The sequence below is a fragment of the Bradyrhizobium sp. S3.3.6 genome (genome assembly GCF_040546905.1).
GTDB lineage: Bacteria > Pseudomonadota > Alphaproteobacteria > Rhizobiales > Xanthobacteraceae > Bradyrhizobium > Bradyrhizobium cytisi.
Window position 1 is genome coordinate 42,392 of sequence record NZ_JBEPOT010000004.1, and the last position, 24,168, is coordinate 66,559.

Sequence of the window (24,168 nt, forward strand, 5' to 3'; positions counted from 1 at the left end):
GTCTTCCCGGTTGTGCTTTTGACCGCGATCGAGCTCCCCCCTGTTGCCCACGCCCTCAGGTTGTTCCATGCTGCGCCCACAAGGAGATGCCGTGGACGCCATCAATCCGAGCGTGGAGCTGACCGAGGCCGAGCGGGTCGACCGCTTGCGGCTGATCCGCTCGGACAATGTCGGGCCGCGCACCTTCCGTTCGCTGGTCGATCACTTCGGCACCGCGCGGGCCGCGCTGGAGCGGCTGCCGGATCTGGCGCGCCGCGGCGGCGCGGCACGATCGGGGCGCATCTGTAGCGCGGACGAAGCGAACGCCGAGCTCGCCGCAAGCCGCAAGCTCGGCATCGCCTGGCTCGCGCCCGGCGAGAACGGCTATCCGGCGCGGCTCGCGACGCTCGACGACGCGCCGCCTTTGCTCGCCGTGCGCGGTGACAACGCAACGCTCATGCGTCCGATGATCGCGATCGTCGGATCGCGAAATGCCTCCGGCGCGGGCTTGAAGTTTGCCGGCCAGCTCGCGCGCGAGCTCGGTGAAGCCGGCTTCATCGTCATCTCGGGGCTCGCGCGCGGCGTCGATCAGGCCGCGCATCGCGCCAGCGTCGCAAGCGGCACGATCGCGGTGCTCGCCGGCGGACATGATTGCATCTATCCGCCCGAGCATGGCGATCTGCTCGCCGCGATCCTCGATCACCAGGGCGCGGCGATCTCCGAGATGCCGCTCGGCCACGAGCCCCGCGCCCGCGACTTTCCCCGCCGCAACCGGCTGATCTCCGGCGCTTCGCTCGGCGTGGTCGTGGTGGAAGCGGCGCACCGCTCGGGCTCGCTGATCACCGCGCGCATGGCTGCCGAACAGGGCCGCGAAGTGTTCGCAGTCCCCGGCTCGCCGCTCGATCCACGCGCCGCCGGCACCAATGATCTGATCAAGCAGGGCGCGACGCTCGTCACCGAAGCCGCCGACATCGTCAACGCGGTCGCACCGATCATGGAGCGGCCGCCGATGCATCCGATCAGCGAACCCGACAGCGAGCCGTTCGAGAACGATCCGCAAGGACATGACCGCGACCAGATCACGGGCCTGCTCGGCCCTACGCCGATCTCGATCGACGATCTCGTGCGGATGTCCGGCGCCTCGCCCGCGATCGTCCGCACGGTGCTGCTGGAGCTGGAGCTCGCCGGCCGGCTCGAACGCCACGGCGGCGGATTAGTGTCGCTGCTTTAGGTGCTGTTCCGTTGGTCGAAACGCGTGCGTGCCGATGCGATCTGCTCCTGATGCGCGATCGCCCACTCTCCCAGCGCCTTCACCGGCTCCTGCAGCCCGCGACCGAGATCGGTCAGCTCGTAATCGACGCGCGGCGGAATGGTCGGGAAGATCGTGCGCGTGACGAGGCCGTCGCGCTCGAGGCCACGCAGCGTCAAGGTCAGCATCCGCTGCGAGATGCCGTTGATCATGCGCTTGAGCTCATTGAAGCGCTTGGGCCCGTCGCTCAGCATCATGATGACGAACACGCTCCATTTGTCGCCGACGCGCGCAAGGATCGAGGCGACCCCGCGGCAGTCCGCATGGTTCGGATCCGGCCTCCGGGGCTCAGGCAAATCGGTGTGTGCAGGTCTCAAAGATGTGCCCATGGCTCAAAAAAGTGCGTTCTTGCGGGGAATTTGATAGTCACTCATGTAGTGCGGGTTACAAATCTATACCATAGGTGACCCAAATGAAACTCCTCCATCTCGACTCCAGCGTGCTCGGCCCCCACTCCGTCTCCAGGCAGGTGTCCGCCGCCATCGTCGACCGACTGCGGCAGGCCACGCCCTCGCTCGACCTCGTCTATCGCGACCTGACCCAGACCCCGCTCGCCCACCTCTCCGGGTCGCACCTCGCCGCCGCGCAAGGTGCACCGGCGCCTGCGGAACTCGGACCTGACCTTGCCGCGAGCGCGGCCGTGCTGAACGAGTTCCTCGATGCCGACATCGTCGTGATCGGCGCACCGATGTACAATTTTACGATTCCTAGCCAGCTCAAGGCTTGGATCGACCGCGTCCTGGTGGCGGGAAAGACGTTCAAATATGGTGCGAGCGGACCGCAGGGCCTCGCCGGCAGCAAGCGCGTGATCGTGGCGATCTCGCGCGGCGGCTATTACGGCCCGGGCACGCCCGCCGCCTCGCTCGAGCATCTCGAAACCTATTTGCGCGGCGTGTTCGCTTTCATGGGTATCACGAGCCCCGAATTCATCGTCGCCGACGGCATCCAGGTCGGCCCGGAGCATCGCGAGAAGGCGCTGGCCGGCGCGCTCCAGGCGGCGACGAACCTGCGCGCGGCCTGAGGCCATGCCGACACCATCAGCCGCCAAAGCGTCTGCGGCGGCTGATGGACCGGCGGGTGTCCGCGAAGCTAAAACCAGGCGCCCTGCACACCCAGGATCACGGCAAGGAGCGAGATGAAAAGCCCGATGCCGGAGAAGATGGCGACCCCAATGAACTCGGACGTGTCGGAGCGCTTGGCAGGAACTGCGGAACGTTCGGTGTAAATACGCGGTGCTGAAATCGAAGAATAAATGCGAGCTGCCTTTGGCATCAGGGGCTCCCTTAAATGGGTCTTATGACCTCTGCCCGTAGAAATGTCTTGGCAGCACGCGCGAAGGTTCAACGCATCACGCAAGCTTCAGAAAATACGTCTCGCCAGGTGTGGGAACCGGCCGGCGCAACCGTGTCTCGCGCGCCGACCGATTCAATTTTCGCAAACGTCGATCAACCGCGATAGATCGGCGCGCCGGCTGGCGAAGCAACCGCGCCGCCGTCGACGAAGATCTCCTGCCCTTGAATATGCGCGGCGTCTTCGGAAGCGAGGAACAACACCGTCTTCGAAATGTGATCCGGTTCACCAATGCGTCCCAACGGCGTCGATAGTCCGATGCGCTTCTCGAACGCCTTCTCCGCTTCGGGCGTTGCGATCGCCGCGCCCCAGATCGGCGTGCGGATCGCACCCGGCGCAACGACATTCACGCGGATTCCGCGCGGCGACAGTTCCGAGGCCATGATCCGCGCCATCGCGCGCACGCCGGCCTTCGCAGCACCGTAAGCGGAGTAACCGGGAATCCCGAGCACGGAGATCACCGAGCCGTTGAGGATGATCGAGGCGTTGTCGTTGAGATAAGGCAGCGCCGACTGCACGGTGAAGAACACGCCGGTGAGATTGGTGCTGATGACCTTCTCGAAGGTCTCGAGCGTTGCCGATCCCAGCGGCGTGCCGCCGGGGATGCCGGCATTGGCGAACACGATGTCGAGCTTGCCGAACTTCTCAGCGCCCTGCTTGATCGCGGCTTCCGTCGCGGCGATGTCGGTCGCATCGGCCGCGACTGCGAGCGCGTTCGGACCGAGCTGCTTCGCGGCCGCCTCCAGCGTCTCCTTGTTGCGCCCGGTGATGATCACCTTGGCGCCCTCGGCCACGAACAGCTTTGCCGTTGCCAGTCCAATGCCGCTATTGCCGCCGGTAATCAGCGCCGTCTTGTTCTTCAGCCTCACGCTCGTCTCCAGTGGTTGCATTATAAAACTATGTTGCGTCTAGGGCAGATAGTTTTATTATGCAACCACACAAGCGCGTGATCAGCGCCAAAATCGGGCGAATGCGACAGGACTACGACGATGGTGAAACGAACGAGTTTTGAGGGTGACGGTTGCCCGGTCGCGCGATCGCTGGAGGCGATCGGCGATTGGTGGACGCTCCTGATCATCCGCGAAGCGATGCTCGGCCTGAGCCGCTTCGGCGAGTTTCAGAACAAGCTCGGCATGGCCAAGAACATCTTGTCAGTGCGGCTGCGATCAATGGTCGAGCACGGCATTCTGGCGACTGCCCCCGCCTCCGACGGCAGCGCCTACCACGAATACGTGCTGACGCCGAAGGGACGCGGCCTCTTCCCGATCCTGGTCGCGCTCCGGCAATGGAGCGAGGAGTTCGACGATACGCCTGAGGAGATCGACACCATCATGGTCGATCGCGCGAAAGGCCGCGCCGTGAAGAAGCTCGAGCTGCACGCCGAGGATGGACGATTGCTCAGCCTGGCCGATATCACCTTGAAACCGCGGCCGGTGCCGCGGCGAAGATCGGCTTGATGATGGCAGACAGCGTCACCACACCCGTCATTGCGAGGAGCCCTTGCGACGAAGCAATCCAGACTGCCACCGCGGAGACAGTCTGGATTGCTTCGCTGCGCTCGCAATGACGACGCGGGGGGACTTGTACAAAAGGTAGACGGCGTCGAAGATGACGAGATACCGCAAAGTGGCGCCACCATGCCCCTGCTCGCCATCGTCTACTTTTCAATCTCCGGCACCACCGAGAGGCTGGCGCATGCGATGGCGCGCGGTGCGGCTGGAATGACGGAGATCGCGCTGTGTCAGATCACCGGCGACGACATCGTGTCAGGCCGTTTCCAGAATGAGGGCCTGCTGGAAACGATCGACCGTGCCGAGGCAGTCGCGTTTGGCAGCCCGACCTACATGGGCGGACCAGCAGCCCAATTCAAAGCCTTCGCAGACGCTTCAAGTGATCGATGGAGCCAGCAGCGATGGGCCAACAAGATCGCGGGCGGATTCACGACCGGCGCGTGTGCAAGCGGCGATCAACTCCACACGCTCACCTACTTTTCCATTCTGGCTGCCCAGCACGGCATGCTCTGGTGCGGGCTGGATCTCCCGGGCGGAGAGGATCCGAGCGGCCGCAATCGCCTGGGCAGCCAGCTTGGCCTGGCGACACATTTGGTCGACGGCGCCCTGCCTCAGAGCGACATCAGCACCGCCGCATATCTCGGCCAGCGATTGGCGAAGATGGCTGGGCGCAACGGCTGACCGCACCGTCATCCTGAGGTGCTCGTCATGCGAAGCAGGACGAGCCTCGAAGGACGACGGCCCGGCTGCATCTCGGCCGTTCATCCTTCGAGGCTCCCGGCGCGATGCTTCGCATCGCGCCACTCGCGCCTCCAGCGACGAGCGCTACGCTCTCGCGCGGGGATGACGGTCGGACAGCGGCGCGCTCAAGTCTCGCACCGCCGCCCCTTACGACAGCTTGCGCTTGCTCCGCAGCCTTAAGTGCTCGTCGGCCTCGAGCTTGGTCATCCCTAAGAGATAATGCAGCACATCGAGCTTGTGGCGCTCGGCGAGCTTGCGCAGCGCGCCCGCCTGCTCGGCGATGAAGCCCACGGCTTCATCGACCCCGCCCTCCCCCGGTTCCTCGTTGCGCGAGCCTTCCCGCACGCCCAATGCGGCGCGCGCGCGTTTCTTTCCTGGCTTTGCCACCAGCCCCATCCGAATCCATGCCCGCTGGGGACATTACGCCTACATCGGCCGCAACTCCAAGGTGGTAATTTGCAACTTTCTCGATATGAAACTTTTCCCATTTCGCTGGGCTTCAACACCCTTCGATTTGACAGCGAGGGCCTCACCACCCATGTTCGGATCGAAACGGCCGACCCGAATCTCGTCGATTTCGGCCCTATATTTCCCCGTAAGTTACTGGAACTACATGAATATCGTCATTGTGGAGTCGCCGGCGAAAGCCAAGACGATCAACAAGTATTTGGGCTCGTCCTATGAGGTTCTGGCCTCGTTCGGCCATGTCCGCGACCTTCCCGCAAAGAACGGTTCCGTCGATCCCGACGCCAATTTCAAGATGATCTGGGAGATCGACCCCAAGGCGGCCGGCCGGCTCAACGACATCGCCAGGTCTCTGAAGGGCGCCGACCGCCTGATTCTGGCGACCGACCCTGATCGCGAGGGCGAGGCCATCTCCTGGCACGTGCTGGAGGTGCTGAAAGAAAAACGCGCGCTGAAGGACCACAAGATCGAGCGCGTGGTGTTCAATGCGATCACCAAGCAGGCGGTCACGGACGCGATGAAGCATCCGCGCCAGATCGACGGCGCACTGGTCGACGCCTATATGGCGCGCCGCGCACTGGACTATCTGGTCGGCTTCACGCTCTCCCCCGTGCTGTGGCGCAAGCTGCCGGGCGCCCGCTCGGCCGGGCGTGTCCAGTCGGTGGCGCTGCGTCTGGTCTGCGACCGCGAGCTCGAGATCGAGAAATTCGTTGCCCGCGAATACTGGTCGCTGATCGCGACCCTGCTGACGCCGCGCGGCGACACCTTCGAGGCCCGCCTGGTCGGCGCCGACGGCAAGAAGATCCAGCGTCTCGACATCGGCACCGGCGCGGAAGCCGAAGACTTCAAGAAGGCGCTGGAAACAGCCAGCTACGCCGTGACCGCGGTCGACGCGAAGCCGGCCCGGCGCAATCCGCAGGCGCCCTTCACCACCTCGACGCTGCAGCAGGAAGCCAGCCGCAAATACGGCTTTGCGCCCGCGCACACCATGCGCATCGCGCAGCGTCTTTATGAAGGCATCGACATCGGCGGCGAGACCACCGGACTCATTACTTATATGCGTACCGACGGCGTGCAGATCGATCCGTCCGCGATCACCCAGGCGCGCAAGGTGATCGGCGAGGATTACGGCAACGCCTACGTGCCGGACGCCCCACGCCAGTACCAGGCCAAGGCCAAGAACGCCCAGGAAGCGCACGAAGCGATCCGCCCGACCGACATGTCGCGCCGTCCTGCCAGCATGAGCCGCAAGCTCGATGCCGATCAGGCGCGGCTCTACGAGCTGATCTGGAAGCGCACCATCGCGAGCCAGATGGAATCGGCCGAGCTCGAGCGCACCACCGTCGACATCACAGCGAAGGCCGGCGCCCGCACGCTGGAGCTGCGCGCCACCGGCCAGGTCGTCAAGTTCGACGGTTTTCTGGCGCTCTACCAGGAAGGCCGCGACGACGAGGAGGACGAAGACTCACGCCGCCTCCCGGCGATGAGCCCGAAAGACGCGCTCAAGCGGCAGTCGCTGTCCGTCACCCAGCATTTCACCGAGCCGCCGCCGCGCTTCTCTGAGGCGTCGCTGGTCAAGCGCATGGAAGAGCTCGGCATCGGCCGGCCCTCGACCTATGCCTCGATCCTGCAGGTGCTGAAGGACCGCGGCTATGTCAAGCTGGAGAAGAAGCGCCTGCATGGCGAGGACAAGGGCCGCGTCGTGGTCGCGTTCCTTGAAAGCTTCTTCAGCCGCTACGTCGAATACGACTTCACGGCCAATCTGGAGGAGCAGCTCGACCGCATCTCCAACAACGAGATCTCATGGCAGCAGGTGCTGAAGGATTTCTGGACCGGCTTCATCGGTGCCGTCGACGAGATCAAGGATCTGCGCGTCGCCCAGGTGCTGGACGTGCTCGACGACCTGCTCGGACAGCACATCTATCCGCCCCGCACCGATGGCGGCGACATCCGGCAGTGCCCGAGCTGCGGCAACGGCCGGCTGAATCTGAAGGCCGGCAAGTTCGGCGCCTTCGTCGGCTGCTCGAACTATCCGGAGTGCCGCTACACCCGTCAGCTCGCCGCCGACAGCGAGACCACCGCGGACCGTTCGCTCGGCCAGGATCCCGACACCGGTCGCGACGTCTGGGTCAAGGCCGGCCGCTTTGGTCCCTACATCCAGCTCGGCGAGCAGAAGGATTATGAGGAAGGCGAGAAGCCGAAGCGCGCGGGCATCCCGAAGGGCACCTCGCCCGGCGATGTCGATCTCGAGCTTGCGCTGAAGCTGTTGTCGCTGCCGCGCGAGATCGGCAAGCATCCTGAGACCGGTGAGCCGATCACCGCCGGCCTCGGTCGCTTCGGGCCGTTCGTGAAGCACGAGAAGACCTACGCCAGCTTAGAAGCCGGCGATGAAGTGTTCGACATCGGCCTCAATCGCGCGGTCACGCTGATCGCCGAGAAGGTCGCCAAGGGTCCAAGCCGACGCTTCGGTGCCGATCCCGGCAAGACTATCGGCGACCATCCGACGCTCGGCACCGTCACCGTGAAGAGCGGCCGTTACGGCGCCTATGTCACCGCGGGCGGCGTCAACGCGACGATCCCCGCGGAGTTCGAAAAGGACACCGTGACGCTGCCGCAGGCGATCGCGCTGATCGACGAGCGCGCGGCCAAGGGCGGCGGCAAGAAGCCCAGGAAGGCGGCGAAGCCGGCCAAGGCCAAGAAAACTGCAGAGAAGACTGCGGATGGCGCCGAGGTCGCGCCGAAGAAGAAACCGGCCGCGAAGAAGGCGGCCAAAACCAAATCCGAATCCACCAGCAAGGCGCGCGCCGCCGTGCCGTCGACCGCCAAGACTTCAGCAGTCAAGACGTCGCCGACCAAGGTGTCCGCCGCCAAAGCTCCGGCCAAGAAAAGTGCCGGCACGACTTAAGAGGTTAAGTGAAACGCAAGAATGACCATGGCTTTCCCGACAGGAGCGCCATCGTCGCCTTCATCAAGGCAAATCATGGAAACGTCGGGACCCGCGAGATTGCGCGCGAGTTCGGCCTGAAGAACGCCGATCGCATCGAGCTCAAGCGCCTGCTGCGCGAGCTTGCCGACGACGGCACCATCAAGAAGAAACGCCACAAGGTTTCCGAGCCGGACAGCCTGCCGTCGACGCTGGTTGCCGATATCACCGGCCGCGACGCTGACGGCGAGCTGATCGCCTCCCCCACCGAATGGGACGAGGTCGAAAGCGGCGAGCCGCCCAAAATTCTCATCGCAATGCCGCGCCGACCAAAGCCAGGCACGGCCGCCGGCGTCGGCGACCGCGCGCTGCTGCGGGTCGAGCCAACCAACGAGACCGAAGGCCCGGCCTATTGCGGCCACATCATCAAGGTCTTCGACAAGACCAAGAGCCGCATCCTCGGCGTGTTCCGCAGCCTGCCTGAAGGCGGCGGACGGCTGATCCCGGTCGACAAGAAGTCCGCCGACCGCGAGCTGAACATCGCAGCCGCTGACGCGCACGGCGCGCAGGACGGCGACCTCGTCAGCGTCGATATCGTCCGCTCCCGCGCCTTTGGGCTCGCCTCCGGCCGGGTCAAGGAGAAGCTCGGCTCGGTCAAGTCGGAGAAGGCGATCAGCCTGATCGCGATCTATGCCCACGATATTCCGCTGCAATTCTCCTCCGCCGCGGAGCGCGAGGCCGAAGCGGCAGAGCCGGCGAACCTCAAAGGCCGCGAGGACTGGCGCGACGTGCCGCTCGTCACCATCGATCCGCCGGACGCCAAGGATCACGACGACGCGGTGCACGCGCAGCCCGATCCCGATCCGAACAACAAGGGCGGCTTCATCGTCGATGTCGCCATTGCGGATGTGAGCTTCTACGTGCGGCCGGGCACCGCGCTCGACCGCGCCGCGCTCGACCGCGGCAACTCGGTCTATTTCCCCGACCGCGTCGTGCCGATGCTGCCCGAACGCATCTCGAACAATCTGTGCTCGCTGGTGCCGGGCGAGCCGCGCGGCGCGCTCGCGGTGCGGATGATTATTGCGCCTGACGGCCGTAAGCGTTCGCACTCATTCCATCGCATCCTGATGCGCTCGGCCGCGAAGCTGAGCTACGCACAGGCGCAGGCTGCGATTGACGGCCGGCCGGACGACACCACCGGCCCCCTGCTCGATACGATCCTGAGGCCACTCTACGCGGCTTACGCCTGCGTCAAGCGCGCCCGCGACGAGCGCGATCCGCTCAATCTCGATCTGCCCGAGCGCAAGATCCTCTTGAAGAGCGACGGCACGGTCGACCGCGTCGTCGTCCCTGACAGGCTCGATGCGCACAAGCTGATCGAGGAGTTCATGATCCTCGCCAACGTCGCGGCGGCGGAAATGCTCGAGAAGAAATCGCTGCCGCTGATCTACCGCGTGCATGACGAGCCGACGCTGGAGAAGGTCCACGCGCTCTCGGAGTTTTTGCAGACACTCGACGTCCCCTTCGCCAAAGGCGGCGCGTTGCGCCCCGCTCTGTTCAACCGCGTGCTGGCGCAGCTCGAAGGCCACGACCACTTCCCGCTGGTCAGCGAAGTCGTGCTGCGCGCGCAGGCGCAGGCGGAATATTCATCCGAGAATTACGGTCATTTCGGCCTGAATTTGCGCCGTTATGCGCATTTCACCTCGCCGATCCGCCGCTATGCCGACCTCGTCGTGCACCGCGCGCTGGTCCGCGCACTTGGGCTTGGCGAAGGCGCCCTGCTCGACAGCGAGACGGCGGAATCGCTCGGCGAAGTCGCCGCCCACATTTCGCTGACCGAGCGGCGCGCGATGAAGGCCGAGCGCGAGACCGTCGACCGCCTGATCGCGCACCATCTCGCCGACCGCATCGGCGCGAGTTTTCAGGGCCGCGTCTCCGGCGTCACGCGCGCAGGGCTCTTTGTTAAACTCGCTGAAACCGGCGCCGACGGATTGATCCCGATCCGATCCCTTGGCACGGAATATTTCAACTATGACGAGGGCCGCCACGCGCTGGTCGGCACCCGCAGCCGCACCATGTACCAGCTCGGCGACGTCGTTGATGTCCGCCTGATCGAGGCAGCTCCCATCGCAGGCGCGCTGCGTTTCGAGCTGCTTTCGTCATCCAGCGAGACCGCGCCGCGCGACCGCAGGCAAGCTGGTCCGCAACGCCGTCCCGCGTTCAAGGCACATCCCGGACGCAGCCCGGACAAAAAACACAAGCCGCCGAAGCGAAAGCCCGGCAAGAAGGACAAAGGAAAGAACAAGGGCAAAGGCAAGAAGGGCAAGGCATGGTGACCATGAGCACGGCCCCAAAGATCTGGACGCGCGAGACTGGCCTCGTCGAAAAGCGCGACCTCTGGGCGGCGATGAAACGCGGTTTTCGCGGCCGTTGCCCGCGCTGCGGGCAAGCAAAACTGTTCCGCGCCTTCCTGAAGACGGCGGACAATTGCGCGAAATGCGGCCTCGACTTCACGCCGCATCGTGCCGACGATTTGCCCGCCTATCTCGTGATCGTCATCGTCGGCCACATTACCGTGCCGAGCATTTTGTGGATCGAGACCAATTACACGACACCGGTCTGGTTGACCTTTGCCGCCTATTTGCCCTTCACCTTCTTCGCCTCGCTCGCCCTGTTGCAGCCCGTGAAGGGAGCTGTGGTCGGCTTGCAATGGGCTCTGCGCATGCACGGGTTTGACGACACCCCGCCGGATGGTATTCCGCCGGTGTAAGCAAAATAAATAAAAGCGGTTTGGGTGAGGACATGACGGATATTGCGCAGGACGAAAAGGCTGAGGTCCACGATCAGAAGGAAGCCGATCACCATCCCTATTTCCGTCCCCGGGATGCCGCGACGCTGATCCTGGTCGATCGCAGCGACAGCGTTCCAAAAGTCCTGGTCGGCAAGCGCCACGACAAGGTGGTGTTCATGCCCGGCAAGTTCGTCTTCCCCGGCGGCCGCGTCGACAAGGACGATTATCGCGTGCCAGTCGCGGCCCCCATCACCACGCAGCTAGAGACCAATCTCGCCAAGGGCAGCCCGAAGACCCCGGCCTCGCGCGCAAAATCGCTAGCCATCGCCGCGATCCGCGAGGCCTGCGAGGAGACCGGTCTCTGCTTGGGGCGCAAGAGCGAAGGCAAGGCCAAGCTCGAAGGCGCCTGGAAGCCGTTTGCGGATGCGGGCCTGCTGCCAGATCCGTCCAGCCTGTTCCTGATCGCGCGCGCGATCACCCCGCCCGGCCGCGTCAAGCGGTTCGACACGCGCTTCTTCACGGCGGATGCGTCGGCGATCACCCACCGCGTCGAGGGCGTCATCCATGCCGATGCGGAGCTGGTCGAACTGGTCTGGGTCGAGCTCGGCTCGAAGCCGCTTGCCGACCTGCATCCGATGACGCGCAACGTGCTCAACGAGCTCGATACCCGCCTTGCCACCGGCCCGCTGCGCCACGACGCGCCGGTGCCGTTCTTCCATTTCTACGGCGGCAAGATGCACAAGGATATTTTGAGCTGATCCAGCCACCGATCTCACTAAGCTCACTCACGCGATTAGCAAGCTCAGCGCCGCACCTCTGAAGGCACGGTCTTCGCAGCCGCCTTGTCCGTGGCCGATCGCCCAATGCCGGGGCCACGAAAGCTGCTCCAGGCCTTGCGCCGACGCAGAAGTGAAGGACGACCAAAGAGGAGAGTTGTGATCGCGGTACAGGAGACCACCTGGCCCCATATCCGGGTAGATCGTCACGTGAATATCGAAACCGTCGCCTGCTGGAAGATCAGGTCCGAACCAATAGGACGGACTGCGCCCCGGCTCACGACCAACGATGGCTGTCAGGGTTTGCTTCGGTCCCCGGAGCCCGAGCCAGAACGGCGCGATCGAACCAGGCGCGAAGGCCGTAAAAATCGTCTGGGCTGACGCGACATCGGTCGCGGCGCTTTGCCCCACCAGTCTCAGCTCGATCCGACGTCCGCTCGTCACAAGTCCGCTAAACGGCGCATCGACATCTCCGGGCGGCAGCACTCTCCATCCGGCGGCATCAGGAGCGGGCAACGGCCATTCCATCCTCTCCCTGACGGCTCCGTCGATATCGAGCACCTGATAACGCATGCCCTCCTCGTCAAGCGCGGCCTGAACGCAATGCAGATACTCGACGCCTTCCGGCATCCTGTGAGCCGTTCCCGCGCCCGCAGTGCAGATCTGCAGGACACCGCGATGCGCTTGCACATCGAAGGCGAGGATGTGGCTGCACAGGTAGGCAAGCACGTTTTCGTTCACCAGGATGTCCCAAAACGGGCGAGCGTATTCGTGGCCGATCTCGCGCTGATACGTCCCCGTAAAGCCGTTGACAGGAAACACCGGGTGATGGCCAAGGACGAGCTTATGTCGGGCATCGCCATGTTCTCTGAGCGTTGCTTCCAGCCACGCGAGCTCGACATGGCCCTCACCGCCAAGGCCGCTCCAGAGCGTGTTGACGAACACCATCACGAGGTCGCCGCGCCGCACGAAGTAGGAGAGACCGGCTTGCCCTGCAGGCCCATTGTCCGGCAGGTCCAGTACCGCGCGAAACACTGCCTCGCTCATCACGTCGTAGGTCGTGTGATTGCCGGTTGTGTGCCACATCGGAATGGCCGCACGGTCGAGCCAGGCCATTTCCGTGTCCAGCCAATAGCGCCACTGCGCGCGCAGAGCGTCCGGATCCGGCGTTAGTCCAATGATCTCATCGCCCGGAAACAAAATGAATTCAGGCTGCGGTCTGAGGCGTTGAACGACCGCGTTGACCGAGGCGAAGGTCTTCTCGTGCGGTGCACCCGGCACGCCCGAACAGGCATCGCCATACAAGAGAAATTGATGGCCTTTGCCGCGCGATAGAATCGCGGGAATGGAATTGTTCGCAGAGGTCATGGCCTTCCATTGCGGTGTTCGGCCGCGAGGATGGCAATTTCCGGAGCAGGTCGCAACAGGTCGTGGCTAGGCCTTCTATGGAACGGCGCGCGGGAAGCTTGAGCGCTCGCCCGATCTCGTTTGCCGTCTCTGCGGCCCGATGGATTCCGGGCTCGCCGCTACGCGGCGCCCCGGAATGACGGGATTGTGCTGAGCAGATCGCGAAAAACAAAAAATTCTTCCCACCTTCCCCAATGGCGGAGTTCCCCGGCGTGCCTATGTCTTTCTCCAACGACACCAGAACGGGATTTAGGGCGCGATGGCACAACGGCAACTCAAGCTTGGCGCGTTCATGCGCCCGATCAGCATCCACACCGGCGCGTGGCGGTATCCCGGGGCCTGGCCCGACGCCAATTTTAATTTTGGCCACATCAAGACGCTGATCAGGAAGCTCGAGGCCGGCAAGTTCGACGCCTTCTTCATGGCCGATCACCTTGCCGTACTGAACATGCCGGTCAATGCGCTCAAGCGCAGCCACACCGTGACCTCGTTCGAGCCGTTCACGCTGCTGTCGGCACTGTCGGCCGTCACCGAGCGCATCGGCCTGATCGCGACCGGGTCGACCACGTTCGACGAGCCCTATCACGTGGCACGCCGCTTCGCCTCGCTCGACCATCTCAGCGGCGGGCGTGCGGGGTGGAACATCGTCACCACCTCGAACCCGGATGCGGCGCTGAATTTCGGCCTCGACGACCACATGGAGCATGCCGAGCGCTACAAGCGCGCCCGCGAATTCTACGACGTCGTCACGGGCTTGTGGGACTCCTTCGCCGATGACGCCTTCGTGCGTGACGTCGACAGCGGCTTGTTCTTCGATCCCTCGAAGATGCATGTGCTCGACCACAACGGCAAATATCTGAAGGTGCGCGGCCCCCTCAACATCGCCCGCCCCGTGCAGGGCTGGCCGCTGATCGTGCAGGCCGGCGCCTCGGAAGACGGCAGGCAGCTCGCGGCCGAGACGGCGGAAGCCGTCTTCACCGGCGGCGGCAGCCTTGCCGATGGGCAAAAGCTTTATGCCGACATCAAGGGCCGCATGGAGACAATCGGCCGCGATCCCGAGCATCTGAAGATTCTCCCCGGCGCTTTCGTCGTGGTCGGCGACAGCATCGAGGAAGCCAAGGAGAAGCGCGCTCTGCTCGACAGCCGCGTGCACTATGACAGCGCCATCGCCTCGCTCTCGGTCATCCTCGGCACCGATGCCTCCGGCTTCGATCCGGATGGGCAACTGCCTGACATCCCGGAAACCAACGCCAGCAAGAGCGGCCGGCAGCGCATGGTCGACCTCGCCAGGCGCGACAAGCTCACGGTGCGCCAGCTCGCCCAGCGCGTCGGCGGCTACGGCGGGCTGGCCTTCGTCGGCACGGCGAAAACCATCGCCGACCAGATGGAGGAGTGGCTGGTCGGACGCGGCTCCGACGGCTTCAACATCATGTTCCCGTTCCTGCCCGCCGGCCTCGACGATTTCGTCGACAAGGTGGTCCCGGAGCTGCAGCGGCGCGGGATTTTCCGGAAAGAATATGAAGGGCCCACTTTGAGGGAGAATCTGGGCCTTCCCCGGCCGAAAAACCGGTTCTTCGAGGCCTGATGGGCCCGATTCGAGTGGTTCTCGGGATGTGAAACCTTGACATCAGGCGGTTTCTGGCTAGGTTGCCGGCCAACGCGGGCCGTTTGGCCGGCTCCAGATTCCCCAATATTCTGAGGTTCAGAACATGGCCAAAGCGGTCACCATCAAGGTCAAGCTCGTGTCCTCGGCGGACACCGGCTTCTACTACGTCGCCAAGAAGAATTCGCGCACCATGACCGACAAGCTGGTCAAGAAGAAGTACGATCCCGTGGCGCGCAAGCACGTCGAATTCCGCGAAGCCAAGATCAAGTAAGATCGGCGCAGCGTTGAAGAGTTTGCGGGGCCCTTGCGGGCCCCGTTTTCGTTTGGGCCGCTCCCTCATGTCCCGGACGCGCCCCGAGGTCATTGGCGAGGCGCCGCCAGCCTCGCGAAATCCTGGCGTGGTTAGATGGGGTGGCCTCGCTCTTCAATTGCGAGGCTCCTAGGACCTCCATCGCTCTCAGTCGTCAGCCCGGAGCGCGACAATTTCCAGCCGTTCATGAATCGCAGCGAGCGCCGGGCCACGGCCAGGCCATCCGGACAAGCGACGCCGGCGGCGCTTAGCCAGACCGGCTTCACGCATCTTCAATCGGGACGAATTGCCGAGGCCGAGCTTTGCTGCCAGCAGGCCCTGACGCTGGACGAGCAACACCCGGATGCTCTCCACTTGCTGGGCGTGATTTGCTTTCACGCGCAGCAGCCCGACGCCGCGGTGGAATGGATCGGGCGCGCGGTCCGGCAGGCGCCGAGGGCAGAGTATTCCTTAAGTCTCGCCACGATCCTGGAGCGGCAGGGTCGGCTCGAGGACGCACGGCAACATTACAGCCAAGCCTTGCGCCTCAAGCCCGATGATGCGGGCCTATGGAATCACGTCGGCAACTTGCTCTGGCAAGTCGCGCAGGGCGACGAAGCTGTGCTGCATTACCAGCAGGCCCTGACGCTGAATCCGCAATATTGGGAGCCAGCGCAAAACTGCGGCATGTTGCTGCTAGAACTCGGCCGGCATGCGGAAGCGCTGGAATGCTTCAATACAGCCGAGAAGCTGAATCGGAATTCCGCAGCCCTGTACCAAATGCGCGCCGTTTGCCTTTCGGCCGTAAACCGGTTCGACGAAGCGCAAGCGGACTACGAAACATCCGTTGCGCTGGATCCGAGCCTCGCGGAGACGCACAACAATCTCGGCCTGCTGCATTGGCGATTTGGCCGACTGGAACAGGCCTTTGCCTGCTTCGATCGGGCGCTGGCGCTTCGCCCGGATTTTCATGCCGTGCTCAACAACAAGGCCGTGGTCCTGTTGCATCTGCAATTGCTGGATGAAGCGTTCGCGACCCTGCAGAGATCGCAGGCGGCTGCCCCCGACGATGCGCAGACGCTGTTCTATCTGGCGACGCTTCAGCTCCTGACCGGCGATTTCGAGCGCGGCTGGCTTGCGCGCGAGGCGCGCTGGCGGCTTCCATCCGTCGGCCTGGTCGATCGCGGCTTTTCGCAAGCGCTTTGGCGTGGTGACCAGCCGCTCGAAGGCAAGACCATCTTGCTGCACTCCGATGAGGGACTGGGCGATGCGATTCAGTTCGCCCGCTATGTGCCGATGGTGGCCGCGCTCGGAGCCAGGGTCATCCTGGAGGTCGAACCTCCGATCCAGCAGTGTCTCGGCGGCATCGCCGGGGTCGCAGAGTGTGTCGGCCGGTCGTCTCCGCGGGCGTTCGACCTGCACTGCCCGCTTGGAGCGCTGCCGTTGGCGTTCAAGACGCGGCTGGATGCGATCCCGCTTGCGGAAGGCTACATTCCCGCGCCTCCCGCAGCGCGCGTGAAGGCCTGGGAGGACCGGCTTGGTCCCCACACCTGCTTCCGCGTCGGTCTGGTCTGGGCGGGTAATCCCGATCACAAGAACGATCACAATCGATCGATGGCGCTGCGCGCACTTGCGCCGCTGCTCGATTGCGACGTCCAGTTCGTCTCCTTGCAGAAAGGCGTCCGCGATCACGACCGGGCCTTCCTTGCCGAACGCCGTGACATCGTCGACATCACGGAACATCTGACGGACTTCAGCGAAACGGCGGCGCTGATGTCCTGCCTCGATCTGGTGATCTCGGTCGACACCAGCGTCGCTCACCTCGCCGGCGCGCTGGGCGCCCCCGTCTGGACGCTATTGCCCTTCAACCCGGACTGGCGCTGGCTGCTGAATCGCGACGACAGCCCGTGGTATCGGTCGATGAAGCTGTTCAGGCAGCCCACGCGCGGCGACTGGGCCAGCGTGGTGGACGACGTTCGCCGCGAACTCGAGAGGCAGCTCGCCGCACGGCGGGCGCAGCGCGCCACGTCTCGACGATAGCGCTGGCTATTGCCGGGCAACGGGCGCATGGTCGCCCCGCCAGCGTCGGTTGAGCCCCTCTTGTCGAAAAGGCAGGCCCACATGACCATCCGCTCGCGGCGAGAAACCGTCACGTTCAGACATCCGTTTCGGATCCGCGGCATCGAGCGGCTGCTGCCCGCTGGCACATATGATGTCGTCACCGACGAGGAGGCGATCGAGGGTCTCAGCTTCCCGGTTTATCGCCGCGTCGCCACGATGATCACGGTGCCTTCGGAGAACGTCCGCGGCTCCATGGAGATGGTCTCGATCGGTTCGATCGATCTCGCCAATGCACAGGCTGCAGATGCAAGCGCCGCCAATGATTGACAGATAAACGTCAGGTGAGCTCTCAGCAGCCGCGGCAAATGTTCTTCAGCTTGGCCGCGGTTCGCGCTTCTTCTTCGACGAACGGATCCTTATAGCCGGACGGCGCATCGATATTGGCCATGGCGGGCTTCTTCGCCTTGGGAGGAAACGCCGCGTCATAGCAGGCCAGTCGCTCAGAGGTGCTTTCGATGGCTCGACAGCTTGGCTCCGCGGCGAGAGCAGCGCGCGCGAACAGGCCAAGCGCGGAGATCAGGACAAGTGTCGTCATTGGCGTTCTTATCCGGACGATTTTCATGTCGAGCATCCATTCATTGTTTCTGCTTGCCTGCCCAGGGTGGCGGCGCGCCGGTCCACGCTGGAAGCGCATCCCATTCGGACCATCGCATCCGGCGCTCCTCGTCTCCAACCCTGACAAAAACGAAGGGAGCGTCGTCCCGGCCGGTTTTTGAGCCGACGAAGGTTGCCGGAGTCCCGTAGGCGTCCCTGATGATTGCTGTGTTTGCCATGCAGACCGCCCTTCAAGATCAAGGCGGGAGCGCAATGCTCTCAGTCACCGATAACAGCCCGGCAGCGTGCGGTGATGCGAAGAGTGTAGCAGGCCCCTCCCCCGATAGCGAGGTCAATCGCGGTCGCTTGGGCTGGAGGCGGCGCCGGACGTCTCCGCGACCTCATCGGTCCACACTTTGAAGCTGAGAAGCGTGTTGGGTCCGAACGTCTGGGTGATCGGAACATCGGCGGCATCGCGTCCTTGCGCGATCAGGACGCGGCCAATTCGCGGAATGTTGTTGCGCGCATCGAAGGTATACCAGCGGCCGCCGAGATAGGCCTCGAACCAGCCGGCAAAATCGCCGGGCGAATACGGCGGCGGCATGCCGATATCGCCGAGATAACCGGTGCAATAGCGCGCGGGAATATTCATGCAGCGGCAGAACGAGATGGCCAGATGCGCGTAATCGCGGCAAACACCCTTGCGCTCGTTGAAGGCCTCCCACGCCGTCTTGGTTGCGCGGGCATGCTCATAGCCGAACGCGATATGACCGTGAACGAAGTCGCAAATCGCCTGGACCCGGGCCCAGCCCGGCGTTGTCTTCTCGAACAGCTTCCATGCGACGTCGGACAGCCGATCGGTCTCGCAGTACCGGCTCCCGAGGAGGTAAACGATGGTGTCCGGCGGCAGGTCCTCGACCGCGTGTTGCGCGGCTGAAGGCACGATCACATCGGGCAGACCGCTATCGCGCACTGTCCCGTCGGCGGAGAGGCGCACGCGACCGGCGGGCGCGACGATCCGGCTGCACCAGTTGCCGAAGCCGTCGCGATAAGGCGTGATCGGCACTGAGGGTTGGCTTGTGAGGTAATCGGGCACGATGATGTCGGAGGCCCGCGTGAAGTGAATGCCCATCACCGCGATCAAAGGCGTTGGTTGCGGAAACTCGTAGATCATCTCGAAGCCGACACGGATTTTCATGCGAAGGGCCCACTCCAGCTTGTTTTCTGAGAAAGGCACGTCGGCACCACGCGACTGCCTGGCGCCCTCTCCTGGGTGAGAACCGCCTCAGTCTATCGCGGGACGGGCAGCAGCTTCGTGCATGAACTCGCTCCGCCGATCGGCGGGAGCGAAATGGGCTCTCAGGCGCCGATGCCAGGTCCAACTCGGCGATCCCAGGACAATAGCCCCAAGGGCCCAAAGTTCAACTGCGTATCCGACGGATGAGGACAGTTCAGCGCATGCTGCCCTGGCCACAAGCGAAAACGAAACACCGCACGGAATAAAATCGCCGATTGAGCCGCCCGCACGCCAAAATCGTTGCCTGGATCGCCTGAACTAGAGAACGGAATTGCCCGCCGAACAGCTTAAAGTTGCGGAAGCGCGAAGGTGGGCAGGCGATGAACGGCGTGCGAACGGGATTTTTGGACTCCATCGGCAACACGCCATTGATCAGGTTGCGAATGGCGTCGGAGGCCACGGGCTGCGAGATCTACGGCAAGGCTGAATTTCTCAATCCCGGTGGCTCGATCAAGGATCGGGCGGCCCTCGCCATGATCAATGATGCCGAGCAGAGCGGCAAGCTCAGGCCCGGCGGCGTCATCGTCGAAGGCACGGCCGGAAATGTCGGCATCGGTATTGCGCTCGTGGCCAATGCACGCGGTTATCGAAGCGTGATCGTGATGCCCGACACGCAAAGTCAGGAAAAGAAGGATATGTTGCGGTTGTGCGGTGCGGACCTGCGACTGGTCCCCGCCGTTCCCTATTCGAATCCCGGTCACTACGCTCGCTACTCCGGCCAGCTCGCCGAAGAGCTCGGTGCGTTCTGGGCTAACCAGTTCGACAACGTCGCCAATCGCGAGGGTCACTACCGCACGACGGGACCTGAGATTTGGCAACAAACCGGCGGAAAAATCGACGGCTTTACGTGTGCCGTCGGCAGTGGGGGGACTTTGGGTGGGGTTGCGCGAGCGCTCAAGGAGCGCAATCCAGCCGTCAGGATTGCGCTCAGCGACCCCATGGGGGCCGCGCTCTACAACTGGTTCACCAAGGGCGAGCTGACGATCGAAGGAGACTCGATCACTGAAGGCATCGGGCAAGTGCGTGTGACAAGGAACCTGGAAGGCACGCCAATCGACGCGGCGTATCAGATCAGGGACGAGGAAGCGTTGCCCGTTCTATTCGACCTGATCGAGCATGAAGGACTTGTGCTCGGCGGGTCGAGTGCCATCAACATCGTTGGCGCCATGCGGCTCGCGCGCGACCTTGGCCCGGGCAAGACCATCGTGACCATCCTCGCGGATGGCGGACAGCGCTATCAATCCAAGCTGTTCAACCCGGATTTCCTGCGTCAGAAAAATCTCCCCACCCCACGTTGGATGCAATAGCAACCCGGCAGCGCGTGGCTGCCGAGTGTTTCTTCAGCCGACCTCTGCGGCTTCGAATGCCGACCACAGAGCTTCAACTTCTTGCCCCTGTCGTGCTGCCGGGCGGAACAGCCGTATCTCGATCGGGACCGCGGACTTGGCGTCCCCAGCCTCGACGAGCGAACCCGCCTCGATGTCGTCTTCCGCCAGCGTTCGAGGAAGCCAGGCGACACCGTCTCCGGACCTGACCATCGAGAGCAGCGTCGCGGCGAGATGCGACGTGAAGATCTTCTTCAGGTCCCTCTTCGCCAACTGGCTTGCCACGATGCGACCCAGCCCCGACTGCGGGCTGTAGGCCAGGTAGGGGACGGTCTCGTCGTTCTGCAGCGACCATCGCGGCTTCCGGCCGGCGTCAGCGATGCTGAGGGGAACGAGCGTGTCGGTACCCACGACGATGCTCTTGAACTGCCTGGTGTCGAGCCGGCTGCCCATGCTGCGGTGGTAGTGGCACAACAGGAACGACACGTCGCCCCGGAGCATCATCCGCTCGCACGCCAACATGCTATCCGAGACGAGATTGAGATTGCCCAAGGCGAGAATCTTCTCGCTGCTCCGAACCCACTTCGGAAAGAACGTGAACGACAGCACGTGCGTCGCCGCGATCGACAGCGGCCCCGTGCCCCGTCCGGCCACTTCGAGGGTTTCGCGGCGCAACTGATGCAGCGCCCGGGTCAGAATTTCGGCTTGGCCATGGAAATGCTCGCCGGCAGGCGTGAGCGTCACGCTGTGTGTCGTTCGAACGAATAGCGGCGCCCCCACCCATTCCTCCAATGCCCGGATCCGCCGGCTGAAGGCCGGCTGGGTCACGTGACGGGCTTCGGCCGCCTTGGAGAAGCTCAAGGTCTCCGAGAGAGCCAGATAATCCTCGAACCAGATCAGCTCCATCGGTGATGCCTAACCGGCATGACTAATCTCGGCAACAGCATTGGCGTTCTCTCCGGCCGAAGCCTACGGATCGTCGCAAGCTACACAACACCACAGCAGCACGGAAGCCGTTCCGGAGACCGGAGTGGCCCTTCCCAAACAGCGACAGAGGCCCCCAAGGCCCGGCATAGACGTAGCCGCCAGGGAGAAAACATTGAAAAATTCGCCTTCTTTCGGATATTTGAGCGAACTCTACGTGCAGGTCCTCCTTGCTATCGTGCTGGGCGGCCTGCTCGGTTATCTCTGGCCCCAGGTCGGAACCAGCCTTCAGCCGCTCGCCGACGGCTTCATCAAGCTGATCAAGATGCTGCTGTCGCCGATCATTTTCGGTACGGTCGTTGTCGGCATAGCCAGGATGAGCGACATCAAGGAGGTCGGCCGGATTGGCGTGAAGTCGCTGATCTACTTCGAGGTGGTCTCGACCTTGGCCCTTGTCATCGGCCTGGTCGTCGTCAACGTGATCAAGCCCGGCGCCGGCATGAACATCGACGCCAGCCACATCGATGCGGGATCGATCTCGGCCTACGTGAAGGCCGCCGACGGCAACCACGGCTTCGTGCAATTCCTGCTCGACATCATCCCGACCACGATCGTCGATGCCTTCGCCAAGGGGATGATGCTGCAGGTCATCCTGGTTTCGGTGCTGATCGGCATCGCCATGGTCCAGCTCGGCGACTACGGCAAGCCGTTGGTGAACGTCATCGACATCCTGCTGCACGCCCTGTTCCGGGTGGTGGCCATGGTCATGCGCCTCGCGCCGCTGGGCGCTGGAGCGGGAGTCGCCTTCACGATCGGGAAATACGGGATCGCGACGCTCTGGTCACTCGGCTATCTGATGCTCGGCGTCTACATTACCACGATCCTCTTCGTCGTATTGGTGCTCGGCGGCATCGCGGCGTGGGCCGGTTTTCCGCTGCCGCAGTTCTTGCGCTACTTCAAGGACGAGATCCTCATCGTCTTGGGCACCTGCTCGACGGAGGCGGTGATGCCGCAGATGCTGGTCAAGCTTGAGCGGCTCGGTTGCGACAAGACCGTCGTCGGCATGGTGCTGCCCACCGGCTACACGTTCAACGCCGACGGAACCTCCATTTACCTTTCGATGGCCGCTGTCTTCGTCGCTCAGGCGACGAACACGGATCTTTCTCTCGGCGACCAAATCGTCCTGCTGGGCGTGCTTCTTTTGACGTCGAAGGGATCGGCAGGCGTCGCCGGCGCTGGCTTCGTGACGCTCGCCGCAACCCTGTCGTCGATCCACACCGTTCCCGTCGCCGGCCTCGTTCTTCTGCTCGGCGTCGACCGCTTCATGAACGAAGCCCGCGCCGTGACCAATCTCATCGGCAACGGGATCGCGACGATCGCGATCGCCAAGTGGGACGGCGCCTTCGATCAGAAGCAGGCGATGGAAGCCATGCGGCTGCGCCATGACAAGCCCGCCACGGCCGAGACCGAAGTTCTGGCGACCGATCCCTAACCGAAGACATCAACAACCACAGAAAGATAACCGCCATGCGTATCGTAGACGTCGTCGAGACGACCAAGCCAATCTCGTCACCGATCCGGAATGCCTACATCGATTTTTCGAAGATGACTTCCAGCCTCGTCGCCGTCGTGACTGACGTCGTCCGCGATGGGCGGCGGGTGGTCGGCTATGGCTTCAATTCGAACGGCCGCTATGGTCAGGGCGGGCTGATCCGGGAGCGCTTTCGCGACCGCATCCTCGAAGCCGAACCCGCGAGCTTGCTGAACGACGATGGCACCAATCTCGATCCGCACCGCATCTGGACGAAGATGATGTCGAACGAGAAGCCCGGCGGTCACGGCGAGCGCTCGGTCGCGGTCGGAACGCTCGACATGGCGATCTGGGATGCGACCGCAAAGATTGCCGGCAAGCCCCTGTTTCGCCTGCTCGCGGACATGAAGGGCAAGGAGGCCAACCCGCGGGTCTTCGTCTACGCTGCCGGCGGCTACTACTATCCCGGCAAGGACAACTCCGCGCTGCAGGCGGAAATGCGCGGCTACCTGAACCGCGGCTACAACGTCGTGAAGATGAAGATCGGCGGCGCGTCGATCGACGAGGACCGCGGCCGCATCGAGGCCGTGCTCAAGGAGATCGGGTCGCAGGCCAGGCTGGCCGTCGATGCCAATGGTCGCTTCGATCTCGAGACCGGCATCGCCTATGCCAAGATGCTGCGCGAGTACCCGCTGTTCTGGTATGAGGAGATCGGCGATCCGCTCGACTACGCCCTCCAGGCCGCCGTCGCGGAATTCTATCCCGGCCCGATGGCCACGGGCGAGAACCTGTTCTCGCACCAGGACGCCCGCAACCTGCTCCGCTACGGCGGCATGCGTCCGGATCGCGACTGGCTGCAGTTCGACTGTGCTTTGTCCTATGGTCTCGTCGAATATCTCCGGACATTGGACGTCCTGGCCCAACATTGCTGGTCGCCGTCGCGATGCATCCCGCACGGCGGTCACCAGATGTCGTTGAACATCGCCGCCGGCCTGGGGCTCGGCGGCAACGAGAGCTACCCCGACCTCTTCCAGCCCTACGGCGGATTTCCGGATTCGGTCCGGGTTGAAGACGGCCATATCGTCATGCCGGACATTCCGGGCATCGGCTTCGAAGGCAAGTCGGATCTGATCAAGGTCATGCGCGAACTGGCCGAATAGGCCGGGCAGTTCAGGCGAAAGCGCCGTCACGAGCGATCCCGCATACGACAAGAAGTTCGTTGCGGGGTCGCTGGCATACATCAACGTTGGCGGCGGAAGCGGCCAGTCGCAACGAGGCGTCGCGACATC

Annotated in this window: 23 protein-coding genes; 15 read left to right on the top strand and 8 right to left on the bottom strand. The window is 63.6% G+C overall.

All coding sequences use genetic code 11. The annotated features are described in order from the left end of the window. Positions 1 to 67 precede the first annotated feature (67 nt). The gene (dprA, locus tag ABID59_RS12875) at positions 68 to 1,210 is read left to right on the top strand and encodes a DNA-processing protein DprA (protein WP_354083639.1); all 1,143 of its coding nucleotides are present in this window, start codon (positions 68 to 70) and stop codon (positions 1,208 to 1,210) included. Here the strand turns inward: dprA and ABID59_RS12880 are convergent. Further along, positions 1,207 to 1,617: a winged helix-turn-helix transcriptional regulator gene (locus tag ABID59_RS12880; RefSeq protein ID WP_354083640.1), complete on the bottom strand. Its 411-nt coding sequence runs from the start codon at positions 1,615 to 1,617 to the stop codon at positions 1,207 to 1,209. The two genes, dprA and ABID59_RS12880, sit on opposite strands and share 4 nt — an antisense overlap. Before the next feature lie 83 nt (positions 1,618 to 1,700). On the opposite strand from ABID59_RS12880, the gene ABID59_RS12885 reads away from it, so the two are divergent. Then, on the top strand, positions 1,701 to 2,309 hold the full coding sequence (locus ABID59_RS12885; protein WP_354083641.1) for an FMN-dependent NADH-azoreductase: 609 nt from the start codon (positions 1,701 to 1,703) through the stop codon (positions 2,307 to 2,309). A gap of 68 nt (positions 2,310 to 2,377) precedes the next feature. On the opposite strand, the gene ABID59_RS12890 is transcribed toward ABID59_RS12885, so the two are convergent. Continuing rightward, positions 2,378 to 2,560 carry a hypothetical protein gene (locus tag ABID59_RS12890; protein WP_354083642.1) on the bottom strand — a complete coding sequence of 61 codons (183 nt, stop codon included), beginning with the start codon at positions 2,558 to 2,560 and terminating at the stop codon, positions 2,378 to 2,380. A 173-nt stretch (positions 2,561 to 2,733) separates the two neighbouring features. Continuing rightward, positions 2,734 to 3,507: an SDR family oxidoreductase gene (locus tag ABID59_RS12895; RefSeq protein WP_354083643.1), complete on the bottom strand. Its 774-nt coding sequence runs from the start codon at positions 3,505 to 3,507 to the stop codon at positions 2,734 to 2,736. Between the two features lie 120 nt (positions 3,508 to 3,627). Here ABID59_RS12895 and ABID59_RS12900 point away from each other — a divergent pair, with 120 nt between their 5' ends. Together ABID59_RS12900 and ABID59_RS12905 are read left to right on the top strand one after the other, a co-directional pair. Continuing rightward, the gene (locus tag ABID59_RS12900; RefSeq protein WP_354083644.1) at positions 3,628 to 4,095 is read left to right on the top strand and encodes a winged helix-turn-helix transcriptional regulator; all 468 of its coding nucleotides are present in this window, start codon (positions 3,628 to 3,630) and stop codon (positions 4,093 to 4,095) included. Between the two features lie 180 nt (positions 4,096 to 4,275). Continuing rightward, positions 4,276 to 4,830: a flavodoxin family protein gene (locus ABID59_RS12905; protein WP_354032645.1), complete on the top strand. Its 555-nt coding sequence runs from the start codon at positions 4,276 to 4,278 to the stop codon at positions 4,828 to 4,830. A gap of 207 nt (positions 4,831 to 5,037) precedes the next feature. Here the strand turns inward: ABID59_RS12905 and ABID59_RS12910 are convergent, their stop codons facing one another. Continuing rightward, positions 5,038 to 5,286, bottom strand: coding sequence for a hypothetical protein (locus ABID59_RS12910; protein ID WP_354083645.1), 249 nt, complete (start codon positions 5,284 to 5,286; stop codon positions 5,038 to 5,040). Positions 5,287 to 5,503: 217 nt separating this feature from the next. Here ABID59_RS12910 and topA point away from each other — a divergent pair, with 217 nt between their 5' ends. From topA to ABID59_RS12930, 4 genes are read left to right on the top strand one after another with little or no spacing between them, the layout of a single operon-like run. Further along, entirely contained in the window at positions 5,504 to 8,260 is a 2,757-nt protein-coding gene (topA, locus tag ABID59_RS12915; protein ID WP_354083646.1) for a type I DNA topoisomerase, read from the top strand. Positions 8,261 to 8,268: 8 nt separating this feature from the next. Further along, on the top strand, positions 8,269 to 10,614 hold the full coding sequence (gene rnr, locus ABID59_RS12920; protein WP_354083647.1) for a ribonuclease R: 2,346 nt from the start codon (positions 8,269 to 8,271) through the stop codon (positions 10,612 to 10,614). Beyond that, positions 10,608 to 11,048 carry a DUF983 domain-containing protein gene (locus ABID59_RS12925; RefSeq protein ID WP_354083648.1) on the top strand — a complete coding sequence of 147 codons (441 nt, stop codon included), beginning with the start codon at positions 10,608 to 10,610 and terminating at the stop codon, positions 11,046 to 11,048. Before rnr ends, ABID59_RS12925 begins: the two co-directional genes overlap by 7 nt. Positions 11,049 to 11,080: 32 nt before the next feature. Continuing rightward, a complete protein-coding gene (locus ABID59_RS12930) occupies positions 11,081 to 11,827 on the top strand; it encodes an NUDIX hydrolase (protein ID WP_354083649.1) in 747 nt (248 codons plus the stop codon). 27 nt (positions 11,828 to 11,854) lie between these two features. Here ABID59_RS12930 and ABID59_RS12935 read toward each other — a convergent pair whose 3' ends face one another. Next, the gene (locus ABID59_RS12935) at positions 11,855 to 13,213 is read right to left on the bottom strand and encodes a metallophosphoesterase family protein (protein ID WP_354083650.1); all 1,359 of its coding nucleotides are present in this window, start codon (positions 13,211 to 13,213) and stop codon (positions 11,855 to 11,857) included. A 298-nt stretch (positions 13,214 to 13,511) separates the two neighbouring features. On the opposite strand from ABID59_RS12935, the gene ABID59_RS12940 reads away from it, so the two are divergent. From ABID59_RS12940 to ABID59_RS12955, 4 genes are all read left to right on the top strand, one after another. Then, entirely contained in the window at positions 13,512 to 14,837 is a 1,326-nt protein-coding gene (locus ABID59_RS12940) for an LLM class flavin-dependent oxidoreductase (protein ID WP_354083651.1), read from the top strand. Between the two features lie 124 nt (positions 14,838 to 14,961). Beyond that, positions 14,962 to 15,129, top strand: coding sequence for a 50S ribosomal protein L33 (gene rpmG / locus ABID59_RS12945; protein ID WP_007603295.1), 168 nt, complete (start codon positions 14,962 to 14,964; stop codon positions 15,127 to 15,129). Positions 15,130 to 15,354: 225 nt separating this feature from the next. After that, on the top strand, positions 15,355 to 17,187 hold the full coding sequence (locus tag ABID59_RS12950) for a tetratricopeptide repeat protein (protein WP_354083652.1): 1,833 nt from the start codon (positions 15,355 to 15,357) through the stop codon (positions 17,185 to 17,187). 81 nt (positions 17,188 to 17,268) lie between these two features. Then, positions 17,269 to 17,535, top strand: a complete 267-nt coding sequence (locus tag ABID59_RS12955) for a hypothetical protein (protein ID WP_148754893.1) — start codon at positions 17,269 to 17,271, stop codon at positions 17,533 to 17,535. Positions 17,536 to 17,557: 22 nt separating this feature from the next. Here ABID59_RS12955 and ABID59_RS12960 read toward each other — a convergent pair whose 3' ends face one another. Further along, the gene (locus ABID59_RS12960; RefSeq protein ID WP_354083653.1) at positions 17,558 to 17,830 is read right to left on the bottom strand and encodes a type VI secretion system-associated protein TagO; all 273 of its coding nucleotides are present in this window, start codon (positions 17,828 to 17,830) and stop codon (positions 17,558 to 17,560) included. 324 nt (positions 17,831 to 18,154) lie between these two features. Next, complete coding sequence (locus tag ABID59_RS12965) at positions 18,155 to 19,000, bottom strand: transglutaminase-like domain-containing protein (protein ID WP_148754891.1); 846 nt, start codon at positions 18,998 to 19,000, stop codon at positions 18,155 to 18,157. 419 nt (positions 19,001 to 19,419) lie between these two features. Here ABID59_RS12965 and ABID59_RS12970 point away from each other — a divergent pair, with 419 nt between their 5' ends. Beyond that, positions 19,420 to 20,406 (top strand): cysteine synthase A, encoded by a 987-nt coding sequence (locus tag ABID59_RS12970; protein ID WP_354083654.1) that lies wholly within the window; start codon positions 19,420 to 19,422, stop codon positions 20,404 to 20,406. 33 nt (positions 20,407 to 20,439) lie between these two features. Here ABID59_RS12970 and ABID59_RS12975 read toward each other — a convergent pair whose 3' ends face one another. Continuing rightward, positions 20,440 to 21,330: a LysR family transcriptional regulator gene (locus tag ABID59_RS12975; protein ID WP_354032635.1), complete on the bottom strand. Its 891-nt coding sequence runs from the start codon at positions 21,328 to 21,330 to the stop codon at positions 20,440 to 20,442. 220 nt (positions 21,331 to 21,550) lie between these two features. Here ABID59_RS12975 and dctA point away from each other — a divergent pair, with 220 nt between their 5' ends. Continuing rightward, positions 21,551 to 22,840: a C4-dicarboxylate transporter DctA gene (dctA, locus tag ABID59_RS12980; protein WP_354083656.1), complete on the top strand. Its 1,290-nt coding sequence runs from the start codon at positions 21,551 to 21,553 to the stop codon at positions 22,838 to 22,840. Between the two features lie 35 nt (positions 22,841 to 22,875). Next, positions 22,876 to 24,039, top strand: a complete 1,164-nt coding sequence (locus ABID59_RS12985; RefSeq protein ID WP_354083657.1) for a mandelate racemase/muconate lactonizing enzyme family protein — start codon at positions 22,876 to 22,878, stop codon at positions 24,037 to 24,039. The last annotated feature ends 129 nt before the right edge of the window (positions 24,040 to 24,168 follow it).

Bases quoted from the DNA above. Each gene is read 5' to 3' on its own strand.
- ABID59_RS12985 (WP_354083657.1), top strand. From the start codon at position 22,876: ATGCGTATCGTAGACGTCGTCGAGACGACCAAGCCAATCTCGTCACCG.
- topA (WP_354083646.1), top strand. From the start codon at position 5,504: ATGAATATCGTCATTGTGGAGTCGCCGGCGAAAGCCAAGACGATCAAC.
- rpmG (WP_007603295.1), top strand. From the start codon at position 14,962: ATGGCCAAAGCGGTCACCATCAAGGTCAAGCTCGTGTCCTCGGCGGAC.
- dprA (WP_354083639.1), top strand. From the start codon at position 68: ATGCTGCGCCCACAAGGAGATGCCGTGGACGCCATCAATCCGAGCGTG.
- ABID59_RS12890 (WP_354083642.1), bottom strand. From the start codon at position 2,560: ATGCCAAAGGCAGCTCGCATTTATTCTTCGATTTCAGCACCGCGTATT.
- ABID59_RS12975 (WP_354032635.1), bottom strand. From the start codon at position 21,330: ATGGAGCTGATCTGGTTCGAGGATTATCTGGCTCTCTCGGAGACCTTG.
- ABID59_RS12880 (WP_354083640.1), bottom strand. From the start codon at position 1,617: ATGGGCACATCTTTGAGACCTGCACACACCGATTTGCCTGAGCCCCGG.
- ABID59_RS12940 (WP_354083651.1), top strand. From the start codon at position 13,512: ATGGCACAACGGCAACTCAAGCTTGGCGCGTTCATGCGCCCGATCAGC.
- ABID59_RS12970 (WP_354083654.1), top strand. From the start codon at position 19,420: ATGAACGGCGTGCGAACGGGATTTTTGGACTCCATCGGCAACACGCCA.
- ABID59_RS12885 (WP_354083641.1), top strand. From the start codon at position 1,701: ATGAAACTCCTCCATCTCGACTCCAGCGTGCTCGGCCCCCACTCCGTC.
- ABID59_RS12935 (WP_354083650.1), bottom strand. From the start codon at position 13,213: ATGACCTCTGCGAACAATTCCATTCCCGCGATTCTATCGCGCGGCAAA.
- ABID59_RS12955 (WP_148754893.1), top strand. From the start codon at position 17,269: ATGACCATCCGCTCGCGGCGAGAAACCGTCACGTTCAGACATCCGTTT.
- ABID59_RS12925 (WP_354083648.1), top strand. From the start codon at position 10,608: ATGGTGACCATGAGCACGGCCCCAAAGATCTGGACGCGCGAGACTGGC.
- ABID59_RS12900 (WP_354083644.1), top strand. From the start codon at position 3,628: ATGGTGAAACGAACGAGTTTTGAGGGTGACGGTTGCCCGGTCGCGCGA.
- ABID59_RS12905 (WP_354032645.1), top strand. From the start codon at position 4,276: ATGCCCCTGCTCGCCATCGTCTACTTTTCAATCTCCGGCACCACCGAG.
- ABID59_RS12930 (WP_354083649.1), top strand. From the start codon at position 11,081: ATGACGGATATTGCGCAGGACGAAAAGGCTGAGGTCCACGATCAGAAG.
- ABID59_RS12910 (WP_354083645.1), bottom strand. From the start codon at position 5,286: ATGGGGCTGGTGGCAAAGCCAGGAAAGAAACGCGCGCGCGCCGCATTG.
- ABID59_RS12965 (WP_148754891.1), bottom strand. From the start codon at position 19,000: ATGAAAATCCGTGTCGGCTTCGAGATGATCTACGAGTTTCCGCAACCA.
- ABID59_RS12960 (WP_354083653.1), bottom strand. From the start codon at position 17,830: ATGAAAATCGTCCGGATAAGAACGCCAATGACGACACTTGTCCTGATC.
- ABID59_RS12950 (WP_354083652.1), top strand. From the start codon at position 15,355: ATGAATCGCAGCGAGCGCCGGGCCACGGCCAGGCCATCCGGACAAGCG.